This window comes from Agromyces humatus (assembly GCF_021228295.1).
Taxonomy (GTDB): domain Bacteria; phylum Actinomycetota; class Actinomycetes; order Actinomycetales; family Microbacteriaceae; genus Agromyces; species Agromyces humatus.
Genome location: NZ_JAJQPD010000004.1, coordinates 270,554 through 284,362 on the forward strand (window position 1 = coordinate 270,554; position 13,809 = coordinate 284,362).

Annotated in this window: 14 protein-coding genes; 9 read left to right on the forward strand and 5 right to left on the reverse strand. The window is 69.7% G+C overall.

The window, feature by feature from the left end:
* Window positions 1-450 precede the first annotated feature (450 nt).
* From LSF15_RS08830 to LSF15_RS08860, 7 genes are all read left to right on the forward strand, one after another.
* The gene (locus LSF15_RS08830; protein WP_232498155.1) at window positions 451-1,491 is read left to right on the forward strand and encodes a hypothetical protein; all 1,041 of its coding nucleotides are present in this window, start codon (window positions 451-453) and stop codon (window positions 1,489-1,491) included.
* Entirely contained in the window at window positions 1,488-1,913 is a 426-nt protein-coding gene (locus tag LSF15_RS08835; RefSeq protein ID WP_232498156.1) for a GntR family transcriptional regulator, read from the forward strand. The genes LSF15_RS08830 and LSF15_RS08835 overlap by 4 nt, the downstream gene beginning before the upstream one ends.
* A 368-nt stretch (window positions 1,914-2,281) precedes the next feature.
* On the forward strand, window positions 2,282-2,887 hold the full coding sequence (locus LSF15_RS08840) for a hypothetical protein (protein ID WP_232498157.1): 606 nt from the start codon (window positions 2,282-2,284) through the stop codon (window positions 2,885-2,887).
* Window positions 2,884-3,426: an RNA polymerase sigma factor gene (locus LSF15_RS08845; protein WP_232498158.1), complete on the forward strand. Its 543-nt coding sequence runs from the start codon at window positions 2,884-2,886 to the stop codon at window positions 3,424-3,426. Before LSF15_RS08840 ends, LSF15_RS08845 begins: the two co-directional genes overlap by 4 nt.
* A gap of 213 nt (window positions 3,427-3,639) precedes the next feature.
* Window positions 3,640-4,164, forward strand: a complete 525-nt coding sequence (locus LSF15_RS08850) for a methyltransferase family protein (RefSeq protein WP_232498159.1) — start codon at window positions 3,640-3,642, stop codon at window positions 4,162-4,164.
* Window positions 4,165-4,242: 78 nt separating this feature from the next.
* A complete protein-coding gene (locus tag LSF15_RS08855; RefSeq protein ID WP_232498160.1) occupies window positions 4,243-5,964 on the forward strand; it encodes a DHA2 family efflux MFS transporter permease subunit in 1,722 nt (573 codons plus the stop codon).
* A gap of 10 nt (window positions 5,965-5,974) precedes the next feature.
* Window positions 5,975-6,409, forward strand: a complete 435-nt coding sequence (locus LSF15_RS08860; protein WP_232498161.1) for a MarR family winged helix-turn-helix transcriptional regulator — start codon at window positions 5,975-5,977, stop codon at window positions 6,407-6,409.
* A 90-nt stretch (window positions 6,410-6,499) separates the two neighbouring features.
* On the opposite strand, the gene LSF15_RS08865 is transcribed toward LSF15_RS08860, so the two are convergent.
* The 5 genes from LSF15_RS08865 to LSF15_RS08885 form a co-directional block, all read right to left on the reverse strand.
* A complete protein-coding gene (locus LSF15_RS08865; RefSeq protein WP_232498162.1) occupies window positions 6,500-8,119 on the reverse strand; it encodes a sensor histidine kinase in 1,620 nt (539 codons plus the stop codon).
* Window positions 8,116-8,865 carry a response regulator transcription factor gene (locus LSF15_RS08870; RefSeq protein ID WP_269756300.1) on the reverse strand — a complete coding sequence of 250 codons (750 nt, stop codon included), beginning with the start codon at window positions 8,863-8,865 and terminating at the stop codon, window positions 8,116-8,118. Before LSF15_RS08870 ends, LSF15_RS08865 begins: the two co-directional genes overlap by 4 nt.
* Window positions 8,866-9,162: 297 nt before the next feature.
* Window positions 9,163-10,350, reverse strand: a complete 1,188-nt coding sequence (locus LSF15_RS08875) for a class I SAM-dependent methyltransferase (RefSeq protein WP_232498163.1) — start codon at window positions 10,348-10,350, stop codon at window positions 9,163-9,165.
* A gap of 215 nt (window positions 10,351-10,565) precedes the next feature.
* The gene (locus tag LSF15_RS08880; protein ID WP_232498164.1) at window positions 10,566-11,654 is read right to left on the reverse strand and encodes an alpha/beta fold hydrolase; all 1,089 of its coding nucleotides are present in this window, start codon (window positions 11,652-11,654) and stop codon (window positions 10,566-10,568) included.
* Between the two features lie 32 nt (window positions 11,655-11,686).
* A complete protein-coding gene (locus tag LSF15_RS08885) occupies window positions 11,687-12,061 on the reverse strand; it encodes a hypothetical protein (protein ID WP_232498165.1) in 375 nt (124 codons plus the stop codon).
* A 225-nt stretch (window positions 12,062-12,286) separates the two neighbouring features.
* On the opposite strand from LSF15_RS08885, the gene LSF15_RS08890 reads away from it, so the two are divergent.
* Both LSF15_RS08890 and LSF15_RS08895 read left to right on the forward strand, forming a co-directional pair.
* Window positions 12,287-12,985: a YqaJ viral recombinase family protein gene (locus LSF15_RS08890; RefSeq protein ID WP_372459958.1), complete on the forward strand. Its 699-nt coding sequence runs from the start codon at window positions 12,287-12,289 to the stop codon at window positions 12,983-12,985.
* Window positions 12,982-13,785 carry an alpha/beta fold hydrolase gene (locus LSF15_RS08895; RefSeq protein ID WP_232498166.1) on the forward strand — a complete coding sequence of 268 codons (804 nt, stop codon included), beginning with the start codon at window positions 12,982-12,984 and terminating at the stop codon, window positions 13,783-13,785. Before LSF15_RS08890 ends, LSF15_RS08895 begins: the two co-directional genes overlap by 4 nt.
* The last annotated feature ends 24 nt before the right edge of the window (window positions 13,786-13,809 follow it).

The window sequence follows — 13,809 nt, forward strand, 5'->3', positions numbered from 1 at the left end:
TGCCCGACGGTTCGCTGCGATGCGATCCCTCAAGTCTGTGACTGTTGAACGTGCATGAGGGATCGGTGAGTGCGCAGGCCCCCGGCGATGACTCCCTTCGGTGAAGATGGCTGTGCGAGGCGAGTCGGTGGGCTGTTTGTCGTCGCGATAGCGAATTGCAGTCGGTGTGTCGGGCTGCGTAGCGGCGAGGGGATGCACGGAGATCGGCTGAACCAACGAGCTCACCGTGGACATCACCGGCATGCAACCAGCCGAGATTGCCGCGATCGAGCTCTGCGGTGGCTACGCCTGTCGTCATCACAACGACCACGCTGTCGCCGTCGCAGTGATCGAAGGCCCCGCGGGCGGCCGGGATACTGCTCGCCGATGCAATGTCCGCCGTCGACTTGTACTTATGAGGCGTCACAACTTTGTGTTAGACATGTGACACAACCTTGGACTGGAGACGATATGACGTGGGGCAACATCTTTTCGATTGGCCTGAGCGAGCTGGTGGCTTTCGCCTTCTCGCTGCCGTTCTTTTCGCTGGTGGTGGCCTCGCTGATCGTTGCGGGCGGGCTTCTCGTGGTTCGTCTGCGCGAAGGGCGGGGTCGAACACCTCGGCCTTCCGCAGCCGACGCGGCTTCGGTGGCGGCGCGGTACCTGCCTGAGCGCCGTGCGCTCGGTTTCGGCGCGATCGGGGTCGTCGTCGTGTTCGGGATCGAGAACGTCGTCCGGGGATACCTCCTGAACCTCGTCGACATCGTGGAGTGGTGGCAGTACGCGACCCCGGTGTTCGCGGCGTTCCTCAGCCTCTCCGTGGTGCTGGCCATGATCGCGTTCCGAGGCACCACCCCGCCCGAGCAGCCGGTCGTGTCGGGCGCACGCCGCTCCTGGACGACCTACGGGTCCCGGATCTCCATGCTCAGCGCCGGCGCGGCGCTGGTCGGGCTGCTCGGCACGACCATCGCTGCCGGCCTGGCATCGTCAGCTGATGAAAGGGGGCGGTACATCTATCTCGCGATCCCCGTACCGAATACGGCGATCGACCCGATCCGTCCGTGGTTCTACGGGTGGGGCTTCGGCGTACCGGTCCTCGTCTGTGTCGCAGCGCTGGCCGTGGTGACGTGGGCGACACTCCGCGGCAACGCGATCAGGCCCTTCATCCGCCCGGAGACGGTCGGGGCAGAGCAGATCGCGCGCACTGAGGTCGCGTCCGCGGTCCTCCGGATCGCAACCGCAGGCATGCTCCTCGCACTCGCCGGCGCCTGGCGGTTCATCGCCCGGGCCGGATCCGCGTCCAGTTTGGGGGTCGGGGATGAGTCGGGGGGCCGTACCGAGTACGACCTGGCCTGGCAGTGGGCGGAATTCGCCATCGCAGCCGGCTGGCTCGCGCCCGCCATCGAGATCACGGCGTTCGCCCTCCTGATCCTGGTCGCGAGCCGACTCCGTCGCGAGCACACACTCGAGCGGTCGCCCGAGCGCACACCCGACAGGGAAACCGTGCGATGAGCGCTCAACCGATCCTGCCGCCGGACGAGACCAGCCCGGCGCTCGACATCTACCACCAGTTCCGCGGCCTCATCGCCTCAGGCCAACTCGGCGCAGGCGAACGGCTCCCGACCGTCCGGCAGACCGCGAGCGACCTCGGCGTTGCCCCCGGCACCGCGGCGAAGGCGTACAAGCTGCTCGAACGCGACGGGCTCGTCGTCACCCGCACCGCCGCCGGCACCCGAGTCGCCGAGACCGCGGCGATACTCCCCATGCCCGTGGTACGACGCATCCGCGACCTCATCGCCGCGGCGCAGACGGCCGGCGCCGACCCCGAGGATGTCATCGACGTTCTCCGCATCACCTGGCAACCGCGACCACAGCAGGCCGACAACCAGCCAACCGACACCCCATCCGACGCTCGAACGCAACCTCACAGCTGACCCAAATGACTCGACGAAGGGAACACACCATGACCGCAGCGCCCATCGACCCCGCCGGGATCGCACTACCTCCGACCGTGCCGATCGACATCACGGCCTACCTCCCTGATCCCCGCGACGAAGCGACCGCCTAAGAACGGATTCGGCGACTCAGGCGGTCCGGCGAAGGGCCGCAATCTACAACGGTGCAGCGGCGCCGGTCAGGGTAAGGCGCCCGCAAGCCCGACCGACTTGCGGGCGCTGATCATCGGCCTCGGGGCGTTGCTCCGCCGAACCGCGACGGATATCCCGAGACCTCCACCGATCTGCTGGACGTTTCTTCGCTCTGCGGACATGTACCTAGTGAGACCATCAAGCGGGGAGAAGACATGGAACATGTCAACCTGGACGAGCGTCTATCGGCAGCGGCACCGTCGGTCATGGCCCTCGACCGCGAATTGGACACTGCACTCGACAGAGTTCTCGAGCAGCGAGTGCGGACCACGCCGCGACGGCATAGACGGACGCTGCTGGTGACCGCGGCAGCGTCCGTGCTGGTGTTCGGCGGGGCATCCGCCGCACTGGCCAGCCCGTCGTTCCAAGAGTTGCTCAAGGGTATGAGCCTTGATCGCTCCACGGCGCTCGTCGGTGAGTCAGGTCAGGACTGCGCCACCGGTTGGGTGATCAAGGCAGAGCCAGGAGTCCCAGCTGATGATCCCGTCGTGCTCGAGGCGCAGAAGATTCTGCAGGCGATGGACATCGACTCCATCCCGATCGACCCCGTCACGTTGCAGGAACAGCGAGAGCTTTCGGACCGGTTCGCAAAGGCAGCGGCCGCCCGAGGCGAAGACCCGGCAGACCTCACCTGGAACGACCCTGAGCTGAGCGCGCTCCACAGTGCCGTCACATTCGCCGTGTTCGACCGTTTGACGGCCGAAGGGTACGACGCCAGCAGGATCCACATCGAGGGCGTCGCCGATTGCGTGGCACCGTGAACGACGCCCAGGCACGTTCACACTACGAATCGGCCGTCCGAAGCAACATGAGAGATCTGCTCGCCTACCTTGAGCGGCGAGTCGAGGTCAGGGCCGATGCCGCCGAGTATCTCAACTATGCGCTCCTCGCGGCGTGGAGGAAGCGCCGGCACATTCCCGTGGGCTACGAACGGCCGTGGCTGTTCGTCTTCGCACGGAACACGCTCCTCAACGCCCGGAGGACCGCCCGACGACGTAGCGCGCCAACGGATCAGCTACGAAACGTCCTCGCCCGCGACAGCGGCCACGAGAGCCTCTCCACCCCAGAGATCGTCGAGATCCGCACCGCTGTGGCCCTACTGCCCGATGAGCTGCGCGAACTCGTCGAGCTCGTGCATTGGGAGGGGCTGACGATCGTCGACAGCGCGCGCGTGCTCGGCGTGCATCCTTCGACGGCTCGTTCACGGTACGCCAGCGCGAAGCAACTGCTCCGTCGTCAGCTCGGCGACGAGGAGGAACCGACGACAGCCGTCACAGCCCTCATCGCAATGAGCGCTTGAACCCGAGGAGGATGAGATGAATCAACCACCCATGCGGATCGACCCCGCAAGCATCGAACTCCCACCAACACAACCCATCGACATCACCGCGTTCCTTCCGGACCCGGCCGACGAGACGCCTGGGTAGCGCGGTGTCCCGCCGAGGGATCCTCGACAGGGCTGGAACGCTACGCCTCCTCGCGCGGTCGAAGGAAGAGAGCTAACCTGACGCGCATGGCCCGGGTAGCCTCGCCTGCACGCGCGTGGATGGGGACGATCGCCTTCCTCTTCCTCGCTCCCGGCATCGTCGCCGGCCTCCTCCCCTGGCTCATCTCCGGCTGGCAGCAGCACGACTGGAGCGGTGCTGCCTGGATCGTCGTGCCGATCGCCTGGATCGCGATCGCGACTGGAGTGGTCTTCCTCCTGCACGCGTTCGCGCTGTTCGCCCAGCACCGCGGAACACCCGCTCCGGTCGCCCCGACTGAGACGCTCGTCGTCACGGGGGTCTACCGCTTCGTGCGGAACCCGATGTATCTCGCGGTGCTCGCGATCATCCTCGGCCAGGCGCTGCTGTTCGGCAATTGGTGGCTCGTGCTCTACGCCGGGATCGCCCTCGCCGCTGTCGTCACGTTCGTGAAGGGATACGAGGAGCCGACCCTGTTCCGCACCTTTGGCGAGCAGTACCTCGACTACCGGCGCAACGTGCCCGGGTGGTGGCCGCGGCTCACGCCGTGGCGCGAGGGTAGGCCGGATAGTTGACCGACGGCAATAGTTGACATCGATCATCTAATTCTCTAGAGTTGATCGAAGTCAACTACTTTCTGGAGTCCTCACCGAATGTCACGTACCTCCTCGGCGCCCGACGCCGGCGCACTCACCGAGGGCGGCATGACGCATCGCCAGGTGCTCGCCGCCCTTTCGGGCCTCCTGCTCGGCATGTTCGTGTCGATGATCGCGTCGACCGTGGTCGGCACGTCACTGCCGCTCATCATCGCCGACCTCGACGGCGACCAGAGCGCCTTCACGTGGGTCGTCACCGCGACCCTGCTCGCCACGACCGTCTCGACCCCGATCTGGGGAAAGCTGGCCGACCTCTTCAACCGCAAGCTGCTGCTGCAGCTCGCCCTCGTCATCTTCGTCGCGTCATCGGCGATCGCGGGCTTCGCACAAGACCCGGCCATGCTCATCACGATGCGCGTGTTCCAGGGCCTCGGCGCGGGCGGGCTCGCCGCACTCAGCCAGATCGTCATGGCCGACATCCTCAGCCCGCGTGAGCGCGGCCGCTACGCCGGCCTCTTCGGCGCGGTCATGGCCGTCGCCACGATCGGCGGCCCGCTGCTCGGCGGCGTCATCACCGACACGCTCGGGTGGCGCTGGAACTTCTTCGTCGGCCTGCCGATCGCGATCGTCGCCCTCGTGCTGCTGCAACGCACCCTGCACCTGCCGAAGCTCCCGAAGAAGAAGGTGTCGATCGACTACCTCGGCATCATCCTCATCTCGGCCGGCATCTCGCTGCTCCTCATCTGGGTCTCGCTCGGCGGCAGCCAGTTCGAGTGGAACTCGCTCGAGTCGTGGCTCATGATCGGCGGCGCCGTGGCGTTGCTCGCGATCGCCGTCGTCGTCGAACTGCGGTCGAAGGAACCCCTCATCCCCCTCGGGCTCTTCACGAACCGCACCTTCACGCTCTCGGTCGTCGCGAGCCTGAGCGTCGGCGTCGCGATGTTCGGCACCGCGGTGTTCCTCAGCCAGTACATGCAGCTCGCGCGAGGCGCGACCCCCACCGAGTCGGGGCTGCTCACCATCCCGATGATGGCGGGCGTGCTCATCTCGTCGACCATCGTGGGCGGGCTCATCTCGCGCCGCGGCAAGTGGAAGGCGTACGTCATCATCGGCGCCGTGCTCGCGGTCGTGGGCACGCTGCTGCTCAGCAGGCTCGAGTACGACACCGACTTCACCTACGTCGGTTTCTCGATGTTCGTGCTCGGCGCCGGCATCGGCATGGTCATGCAGAACCTCGTGCTCGTCGTGCAGAACACGAGCGAAGTGAAGAACCTCGGCGTCGCCACGAGCGCCGTCACGTTCTTCCGCAGCCTCGGCGGCACCGCGGGCGTGGCGGTCATGGGCTCCATCCTCGGAACGGTCGTCGCCGACCAGATCAAGAGCGGCATCCAGGGCCTCGAGCCCGAGCAGCAGGCGGTGGCCGCGCAGACGCTCGGCGGCGGCAGTATTCCACACGTCGCCGAGCTGCCCGACTTCCTGCGCATCGTCGTCGAGTCGGCCTACGGGCTCGGCGTGGGCAGCGTGTTCCTCGCGGCGCTGCCGCTCACCGTGATCACGCTTATCGCCGTGATCTTCCTACCCAACGTACAGCTCGGCACCCTCACCGCGGTGCAGCGTGCGAAGCAGGAGGCGGCCGACGACGCGCCCGACTCGCTCGAGGCCGAGCTCGAGCACGTCGGCGAAGAGTTGCTCGAGGTGTCCGAGGCATCGGTCGGGGTGCCCGTCACCGCATCGACTGCCGTGGTCGACGCGGCCCCGCGCGGGAACGGCCGAGCATAAGATGTCGCCTGTGACCACCGACCCCGACCTCGAAGCGTCGATCGCGGCCGTCGAAGAGGAGTTCGGCCGCCTCTTCCACCGGGCGCGCACGATATGGCGGATCTCCGCGGCACAGGTGCACCCCGACCTGCAGCCCACGGGCTACAAGGTCGTCGCGACGCTCGTGTCGAGAGGGCCCGCGCACGCGGGCTCCCTCGCCGAAGAGCTGCAGATCGACAAGAGCCTGCTGAGCCGTCAGCTGCGCCAGCTCGAGGAGCTCGGGCTCACCGAATCCCGGGTCGACGAGCACGACGCCCGCTCGCGGGTGATCGCCGCCACGCCCCTCGCGATCGAGCAGGTCGGCAGGGTGAAGGCGGCGAACCAGGCCCAGATGCGAGAGCGCCTGCGGGAGTGGGAGCCGGGCGAGATCGAGCTGTTCGCCGAGCTGCTCGGCCGTCTGCTCTGAGCCGACGGGTCTCGAGACGCTCGCTGCGCTCGCTCCTCGACCAACGGGGAGAGAGCGCTCGCTCCTCGACCAACGGGGAGAGCGCGCTCGCTACGCGACCGACGGCTTCGACAACGGCAGTTCGACGGTGAACACCGTCGAGCGCGGCGTGCTCGAAACCCCGACCGAGCCGTGGTGCGCCTCGACCACGCCCTTGACGATCGCGAGCCCGAGGCCCGTGCTGCCCGCCAGACGCGAGCGCGACGAGTCACCGCGTGCGAACCGCTCGAACAGCGACCCCACGAGCTCCTCGGGAATGCCGGGCCCGTCGTCGGTGACCGTGAGCACGACGTCGTCGCCCTCTCGTTCGAGCGCGGCGACGACGCTCGTGCCGTCGGGCGTGTGCACCCGGGCGTTCGCCAGCAGGTTCGTGACGACCTGTCGAAGCCTCGGCTCATCGCCCGTGACGACGGTCGCGCCATCGGGCAGGCGCACCTCCCAGTCGTGGCCGGGTCCGGCCGCCTGCGCATCGCCGATGGCCTCCACGAGCACCCGGCCCAGATCGACGGGCTGGGCGGCGAGTTCTCGGCCCTCGTCGAGTCGTGCGAGCAGCAGCAGGTCCTCGACGAGCTCGGTCATGCGCACCGACTCGGACTCGATACGGCCGATCGCGTGCATCACGTCGGGTGGCAGCTCACCGCCGTGCATGCGCGTGAGCTCGGCGTAACCGCGAATCGCCGCGAGCGGGGTGCGCAGTTCGTGCGAGGCGTCGGCGACGAAGCGGCGCACCTTCTGCTCACTCTGCTCGCGGGCCGAGAGCGCGGACGCCACGTGGCCGAGCATGCGGTTGAACGCGGCCCCCAGCCGACCGACCTCGGTCACGCCGTCGGCCTCGGCCACCCGCTCGGTGAGGTCGACATCGCCCCGATCGAGCGGGAGCTCTGAGACCGCCTGCGCCGTCGCCGTCACGCGGGCGAGCGGAGCGAGCGCCCGGCCGACGACGAGCCAACCGACGAGGAGCGCGAGAACGAGCCCGGTCGCCGCGACGATCGCGACGGTCCATGCGAGTTGCATGGACTGGGCGTTGACGTCGGCGAGGGGCAGTGCCAGCACGCTGCGCACCTGAGGCTGGATCTCCACGGCGAGCGCTCGATAGTCGCCGAGCGAACCGGCCGAGACCGTGCGCGGCTCGCCGTCGGTCGGCACCCTCGTGAGCGCCTCCATCGCACTGTCGTCGGGCTGAAGCAGGTCGCCGGTCTCGGAGATGTACGCTCCGCCGACCGCATCGCCTGCGACGATCACGCCGAGCGTGCCGACCGGTTGGCCCGGCACACTCAGGAACTCGAAGACGCTCGCCCGTGGATCGGTGGGGAAGTCCGGCGGGGTCGCCTCGGTCGCCCGCGAGGCGGTCGCGCGCAGGCTGGCATCGAGACGCTCGACCGAGGTGGAGTGGAACACGAGCACGGTCGCGACGCCGATGACGGCGCTCACGGCCACGAGGAGCGCCGCGACGATGACGAGGAGCCGCTGCCGCAGAGTCCACGGGCGACGCCTCGACGGGGCATCCGTCGCCTCGGTGTCATCGTCGTCATCGGTGGAGTAGACGGCGTCCACTCCCAGCGGCTCGTCGTCGAGACCCTTGGCCGTGCCGCCGGCGGCGACCACGGCGACCGACGCTGTGTGCGCCTCGCGCGACGCCGCGGCGTGACCCGGATCGCCCGGGCGGGTCATCCGACGGCCTTCAGCATGTAGCCGGCGCCGCGCACGGTGTGGATCATCGGCTCGCGGCCGGCGTCGATCTTCTTGCGCAGGTACGAGATGTAGAGCTCGACCACCGACTCCTTGCCGCCGAAGTCGTACGACCACACGCGGTCGAGGATCTGGGCCTTCGAAAGCACCCGGCGCGGGTTGCGCATGAGGAAGCGCAGCAACTCGAATTCGGTCGCGGTGAGCTCGATGGCCGTTCCGGCGCGGGCCACCTCGTAGGAGTCCTCGTCGAGCGTGAGGTCGCCGACCGTGAGCACGGGGTCCTTCGCCTGGGCGAGGGTGAGCGTCGAGCGGCGGATGAGTCCGCGCAGGCGCGCCACGACCTCTTCGAGGCTGAACGGCTTGGTGACGTAGTCGTCGCCGCCCGCGGTGAGGCCGGCGATGCGGTCGTCGAGCGAGTCCTTCGCGGTGAGGAAGAGCACCGGCGTCTCGGTGCCGTCGGCGCGCACGCGCGCCAGCACCTCGAGACCGTCGATGTCAGGGAGCATGATGTCGAGCACGATGGCGTCGGGCCGGAACTCGCGCGCGACCTTGACCGCGCTGAAGCCGTCGGCGGCGGTGCGCACGTCCCAGCCCTCGTAGCGCAGGGCCATCTTCAGCAGCTCGGTGAGCGAGTGCTCGTCGTCGACCACGAGCACGCGCACCATCGAACCGTCGCCCTTCGCGATGGCGGGGGCGCGGTGGGGCGTGGCGGCGGGTGACGTGCTCATGTTCCCAGTATCCGCGCGGACCTATGCGCTCGCTATGGGTTCGATGAACGGATGCCCCGCGCATCGGTCGGCGGCAGCATAGGCAGCCCGTTGGACGGGCATCGGGCGCGCAGAGCGGGCGTCCATAGCGTCGCGATCGATACTCCGCCCGCCGGGCGGACCAGTCGCCTGCACATCGCGCACGGAACCGTCACCGAGCGCTGACGGCGGGATGCGAACGGCGGATGCCGCGGCGAGGGGCTCTCGCCGCGGCATCCGCCGCTCTGCTGTGTGCTCGTTCAAGTGCTGCGCCGACGCTCACCCGATGCGGTAGAAGCGCCAGAACGGGTTCTCGATGTCGAGCACGTCGACCCGGCCGAAGCCGGCCTCGGCGGCCCAGCGTCGCAGCGTCGGCGCGCGCAGCACCGTGCCGTTGGCGAGATCGCCCGACTCCGCCGTCGTCGCGGGCAGGCAGTGCAGCACGCTCATCGCGTAGAGCATGCGCTCGACCGGCTCGGCACCGGCGTGGAACGCGTCGGCGACGCGCTCGTCGGCGACGAGCAGCGCGCCGCCCGTGCGCAGCAGCGCCCGGAACCAGGCGAGCGCGTCGACCGGCCGGCCCATGTCGTGCAGCGCCTCGAACACCGTGACGAGATCGAATCCGGATGCCTCGACGCCGGTCTCGCCCGTCGTCTCCGCGGTCCCGGTGCTCGCGGCTGCGGCCGCGGCGCGAACCGTCGCCTTATCGCCGGCGTTGCCGTGCAGGAACGAGATCCGGTCGGCGACCCCCGCATCGCGGGCGTTGCGCCGCGCCTCGATGATCGACGCCTCGTCGAGATCGAGCCCGACGATGCGTGCGTTCGGGAAGGCGTGGGCGAGCGCAATCGTCGACCAGCCGACACCGCAGCCGGCATCGAGCACGGCACCACCGGCGTCGAGGGCTGCGGCCCGGTCCGGCATCGCGTCGACCCAGTTGCGCAGTTCATGCGTGAAGCCCGGACGGTTCAGCGAGCCGAGGCCGCCGCGCAGTTCGGCGCCGTACTCGTCGAACGCGACACCGCGGCCTCGTCGATAGTCGGCGACGAGCTCGGGGAAGGCGAGGGCGACGCCGGCGAACAGGCTCGCCGCCGGCGCGACATGCGCGGGGTGCGTCTCGTCGACGAGCACCGGGACGTGCAGGTCGGGCAGCACGAAGCGTCGCTCGTGCCCGAACACCCCGGGCTCCACGACCGTGAGGTATCCGGCGGCCGCCTGCTGTTCGAGCCACTCGCGGGCGTAGCGCGGCGCGACACGGGTGGCCTCGGCGAACGCGGTCGCGGTCATCGGGCCGGACTCGTGCAGCGTTCGGTAGAGACCGAAGCGGCGGCCGAGCTCGATCGTGAGCAGCTCGGTGGCCGAGCCGAGCATACCGACGATCTGCTCGGCGAGCGCGCCGACCTGCTCGGCCGCGCGCTCCTCGTCGGACGCGACGACTTCGGTGGTCGTGGTGGTGAGGGTCTCGGACATCAGTGGTTTCCTTGCGTTGGGTTCGGCCGGCAGATGCTCGGCACGAGAGGCAAGTCAACGCCTGTGGCGCCGCGACCGAATCGCCGGATCCGGCCAACCTGTGTGGCCGGAACGGGCCAGCACGCGACATCCGTTCGCCGCGGCTCACTCAGAGTGCGGTTGCGGCGGCCCTCCCGAGGGCGCGTAGTGTACGTCGGGCGGGCGGCCCGCAGCCGTCAGATGAGCTCGTTGCGCAGCGCCCAGGCGGCCGCGGCCGTGCGCGAGGGAACGCCGAGCTTCGTGCGGATGTTCGCGATGTGGCGGTGCACCGTGTGCGTCGAGAGCACGAGGTGCGCGGCGATCTCGGCGTCGGTCTCGCCGTGCGCGACAAGTCGCAGCACTTCGCGCTCGCGTTCGGTGAGCCGGGCGGTGACGCCGGCCGAGCCGGAGAATCCGACCGCGCCGGCCGCGCCCGACGCGGCGGATGCGGGCGCCCGCTCGACGGGCGCGCCGAGGAACGCGAGGGTCTCGAGCACGACCGCATCGGAGTCGCCCCGCCACGGGAAGTGGTCGTCGCCCTCGAGCGCAACGAAGCGGGCATTGCGAATACGCCCCGCGAGCTCCTTGCCGAGGGCGAACGGGATCGCCCGGTCGTCGCGTCGGTGCAGCACGAGCGTGGGAGCCAGCACGTCGCCGAGGTGACCCGTGGCATCGAAGTCGTAGACCGCGCGCAACGACGCGAGTGCGACCTCGCGCGAGGCGGAGCGCCGCTGGAGCTCCGCGAACTCGGCACGCTCGTCGGCGGTCGCGTCGGGCAGGAACAGGTCGGCGAGCACCCGGGAGCCGAGCCCCCAGTGCTGGTCGACGATCGAGAGCATCGTCTCGCGCGCTGCGGGCGGGGCGAGGTCGATGCCGCGCGCATACGTTCCGTAGAGGACGAGCCGTTCGACGCGCTCGGGGTGCCGCGCCGCGTACAGCGAGGCGACCCCGCCTCCCGAGGACGCCCCGAACAGCGAGATCGTGCCGGGCGCCGGCGCCGCCTCGTCGATGAGCGCCTCGAGCGTCGCGAGCTCCTCGTCGAGCGTGCGCGCCGGCATCGCGCCCCGATCGGAGACCCCCGCGCCGGGGCGGTCGTATCGGATGACCGTGCGGTACTCGGCCAGTGCGCCCGCGAATCGGCGAAACTTCGGGCTGCGCCAGTCGAGGTCGAGATGGCTCGACCACCAGCCGCCGATGACGAGCGGCGGGCCCTCTCCGACCGCCGACCAGGCGATCGAGGCGCCGTCGTGCTCCGCGTAGCGGATCACCTGGTCCTCTGGCTGCACGCCCCAAGTCTAGGAACGCGGGGGTCGCCTGACTACAGTCCGGCGAGCGCGGGCGGCACCTGATCGCGGTGCGCGTCGAGCAGCTCGCGGGCGCTCTCGAACTCCGGCTCGTCGTGGTCGTCGAGCAGGATCGGCACGTATTCGCCCGGAAGCAGCAGTTCCTCGTGCTCTCCGTCGGGCGAGTCGACGACCCGCAGCACGCCCGCGGCGAGCTGTTCATCGAGCCAGGCGCGCCCGAGGCGCTCGGTCACACCGGCGAGCTCGGCGAAGGTCGCGGCATCGACCGGGCCCGCATCGAACAGGAGGCGGAAGTAGCCGCGCTTTCGGCCGAAGGCGATCGACGCGCGGGCGATCCGCTCGGCGGCGGCGTCGACGACCGGCTGGGTGGATGCGACGGTGATGAACATTTCGGCTCCTCGGTGCGTGATGTGGTGGCGACGTGGTGATTGACGTGACCGGTGATGACACCGATTCCACTCCGAAGCACCGCACGGGTCATCGCGTGTTCGGGCCACCTTGGGATGGCCCGAACGGGCCATGAGCCGTCGTGAACCGCGCATCGGCCGACCTGCCGCGCGACACCGGTGCACGAACCCTGCCCGATGACCGCGGCGGCGAGTACGCTCGAAGCCGTGCCCGATACTCCGTTCGCCCTCTTCGACCTCGAGGGCGCATGGTCGGCCGCTCCGGCAGAGCCGCGGCCGAGACTTCCGCATGAGACCCGCGTGGTCGCCGACTCGGGCGACCGGGTCGCATGGCTGCGGGCACGGGCCCGGGGCGTGACCGCGACCGATGCCGCGAAGCTCGCCACGCGCGAGTCGGTGCGCACCGCAGCGTATGAGAAGCTCCACGGCAGCCGCACGAGCTTCGGCGGCAGCCGCTTCACCGACCACGGCCGCGAGCGTGAGCCCGTCATCGCCGAGTGGGCGCGCCGCATGCACGGCATCGACCCCTCGACGCTGCTCTTCCACGCCGAGTTCGAGCGACGCCACCTCGCGACCCCCGACGGCCTGCGCGTCGCGCCGAGCGGCGCACTCGAGCTGTGCGAGATCAAGACCACGTCGAAGCCGTGGCGGGGCATCCCGCGTGGCTACCTGCGTCAGGTCTGGTGGCAGCAGTACGTGCTCGGCGCCGAGCGCACGCTCGTCGTCTGGGAGCAGCACGACGACTTCGTGCCGGTCAGTGACGAGCCCAGGTGCCGCTGGGTCGACCGCGACGACGACCAGATCGCGATCCTCGTGCGCCTCGCCGACGAGCTGCTCGTCGCAATCCGCCCGACCGCCCCGGTCGAAGACCCGCGCGCGGTGTATCGCCCGGGTGCACTCGCGTGACGACACTGCTGCTGCACGGCCTCGGTGCCGACCGCCGACAGCCGATCGACCTGCTCAGTTCGCCGGTGCGCGCCTCGTGCGGCGACGACGAGCTCATCATCGCGCCCGACGTTCGGGCCCATGGCGGTTTCCTCGAGGTCGGCAGCCCGTCCGACTTCGAGATCGACCGGCTCGCCGCCGAGGTTGCCGTCACGGTGCGCGATCAGGTGACGGATGCCACAGGCGCGGCGCTCGACGCGTCGAACCCGCTCACCGTCATCGGCATCTCGATGGGTTCGGCGATCGCGCTCCGGCTGATCCTCGACGACCTGCTGCCGATCGAGCGGGCGGTCTTCATCCGTCCGGCGTTCGACGACCGGTCCCTGCCCGACAACCTGCGCCCGTACCCCGTGATCGGGCAGTTGCTCATCGACGCCGGTCCCGCGGGCGTCGATGAGTTCCGCGAGCGATCGGTCTTCCAGCGGGTCGCCGCCGAGTCCCCCGCCGGGGCGAAGGGCCTGCTCAGCCAGTTCACGGCCCCCGACGCCGCGCGCCGGGCGATGCGGCTCGTCGAGATCCCCCGCAACCGCGCGTTCCACGGCGACGCCGAGCTCGCGGGGCTCGAGGCACGGGGCATCCGCTCGCTCGTGGTGGGCGCTCCTCGCGATCCCGTGCATCCGACCGCGATCGCCGAGCGCTGGGCGGGTGCCCTCGGCGCTCCGCTCGGCATGGTGTCGGCGCGCGACGAGGGCCAGGCGCACCAGAACATGATGGTCGGCCAGCTGGTCGGGCGCTGGCTGCATCACGCCCGTCAGGTCTGAACGCGCCCGACCGCTTTCCGGCTT

Bases quoted from the DNA above. Each gene is read 5' to 3' on its own strand.
- LSF15_RS08850 (WP_232498159.1), top strand. From the start codon at position 3,640: ATGGCCCGGGTAGCCTCGCCTGCACGCGCGTGGATGGGGACGATCGCC.
- LSF15_RS08835 (WP_232498156.1), top strand. From the start codon at position 1,488: ATGAGCGCTCAACCGATCCTGCCGCCGGACGAGACCAGCCCGGCGCTC.
- LSF15_RS08865 (WP_232498162.1), bottom strand. From the start codon at position 8,119: ATGACCCGCCCGGGCGATCCGGGTCACGCCGCGGCGTCGCGCGAGGCG.
- LSF15_RS08870 (WP_269756300.1), bottom strand. From the start codon at position 8,865: ATGAGCACGTCACCCGCCGCCACGCCCCACCGCGCCCCCGCCATCGCG.
- LSF15_RS08875 (WP_232498163.1), bottom strand. From the start codon at position 10,350: ATGTCCGAGACCCTCACCACCACGACCACCGAAGTCGTCGCGTCCGAC.
- LSF15_RS08885 (WP_232498165.1), bottom strand. From the start codon at position 12,061: ATGTTCATCACCGTCGCATCCACCCAGCCGGTCGTCGACGCCGCCGCC.
- LSF15_RS08830 (WP_232498155.1), top strand. From the start codon at position 451: ATGACGTGGGGCAACATCTTTTCGATTGGCCTGAGCGAGCTGGTGGCT.
- LSF15_RS08855 (WP_232498160.1), top strand. From the start codon at position 4,243: ATGTCACGTACCTCCTCGGCGCCCGACGCCGGCGCACTCACCGAGGGC.
- LSF15_RS08840 (WP_232498157.1), top strand. From the start codon at position 2,282: ATGGAACATGTCAACCTGGACGAGCGTCTATCGGCAGCGGCACCGTCG.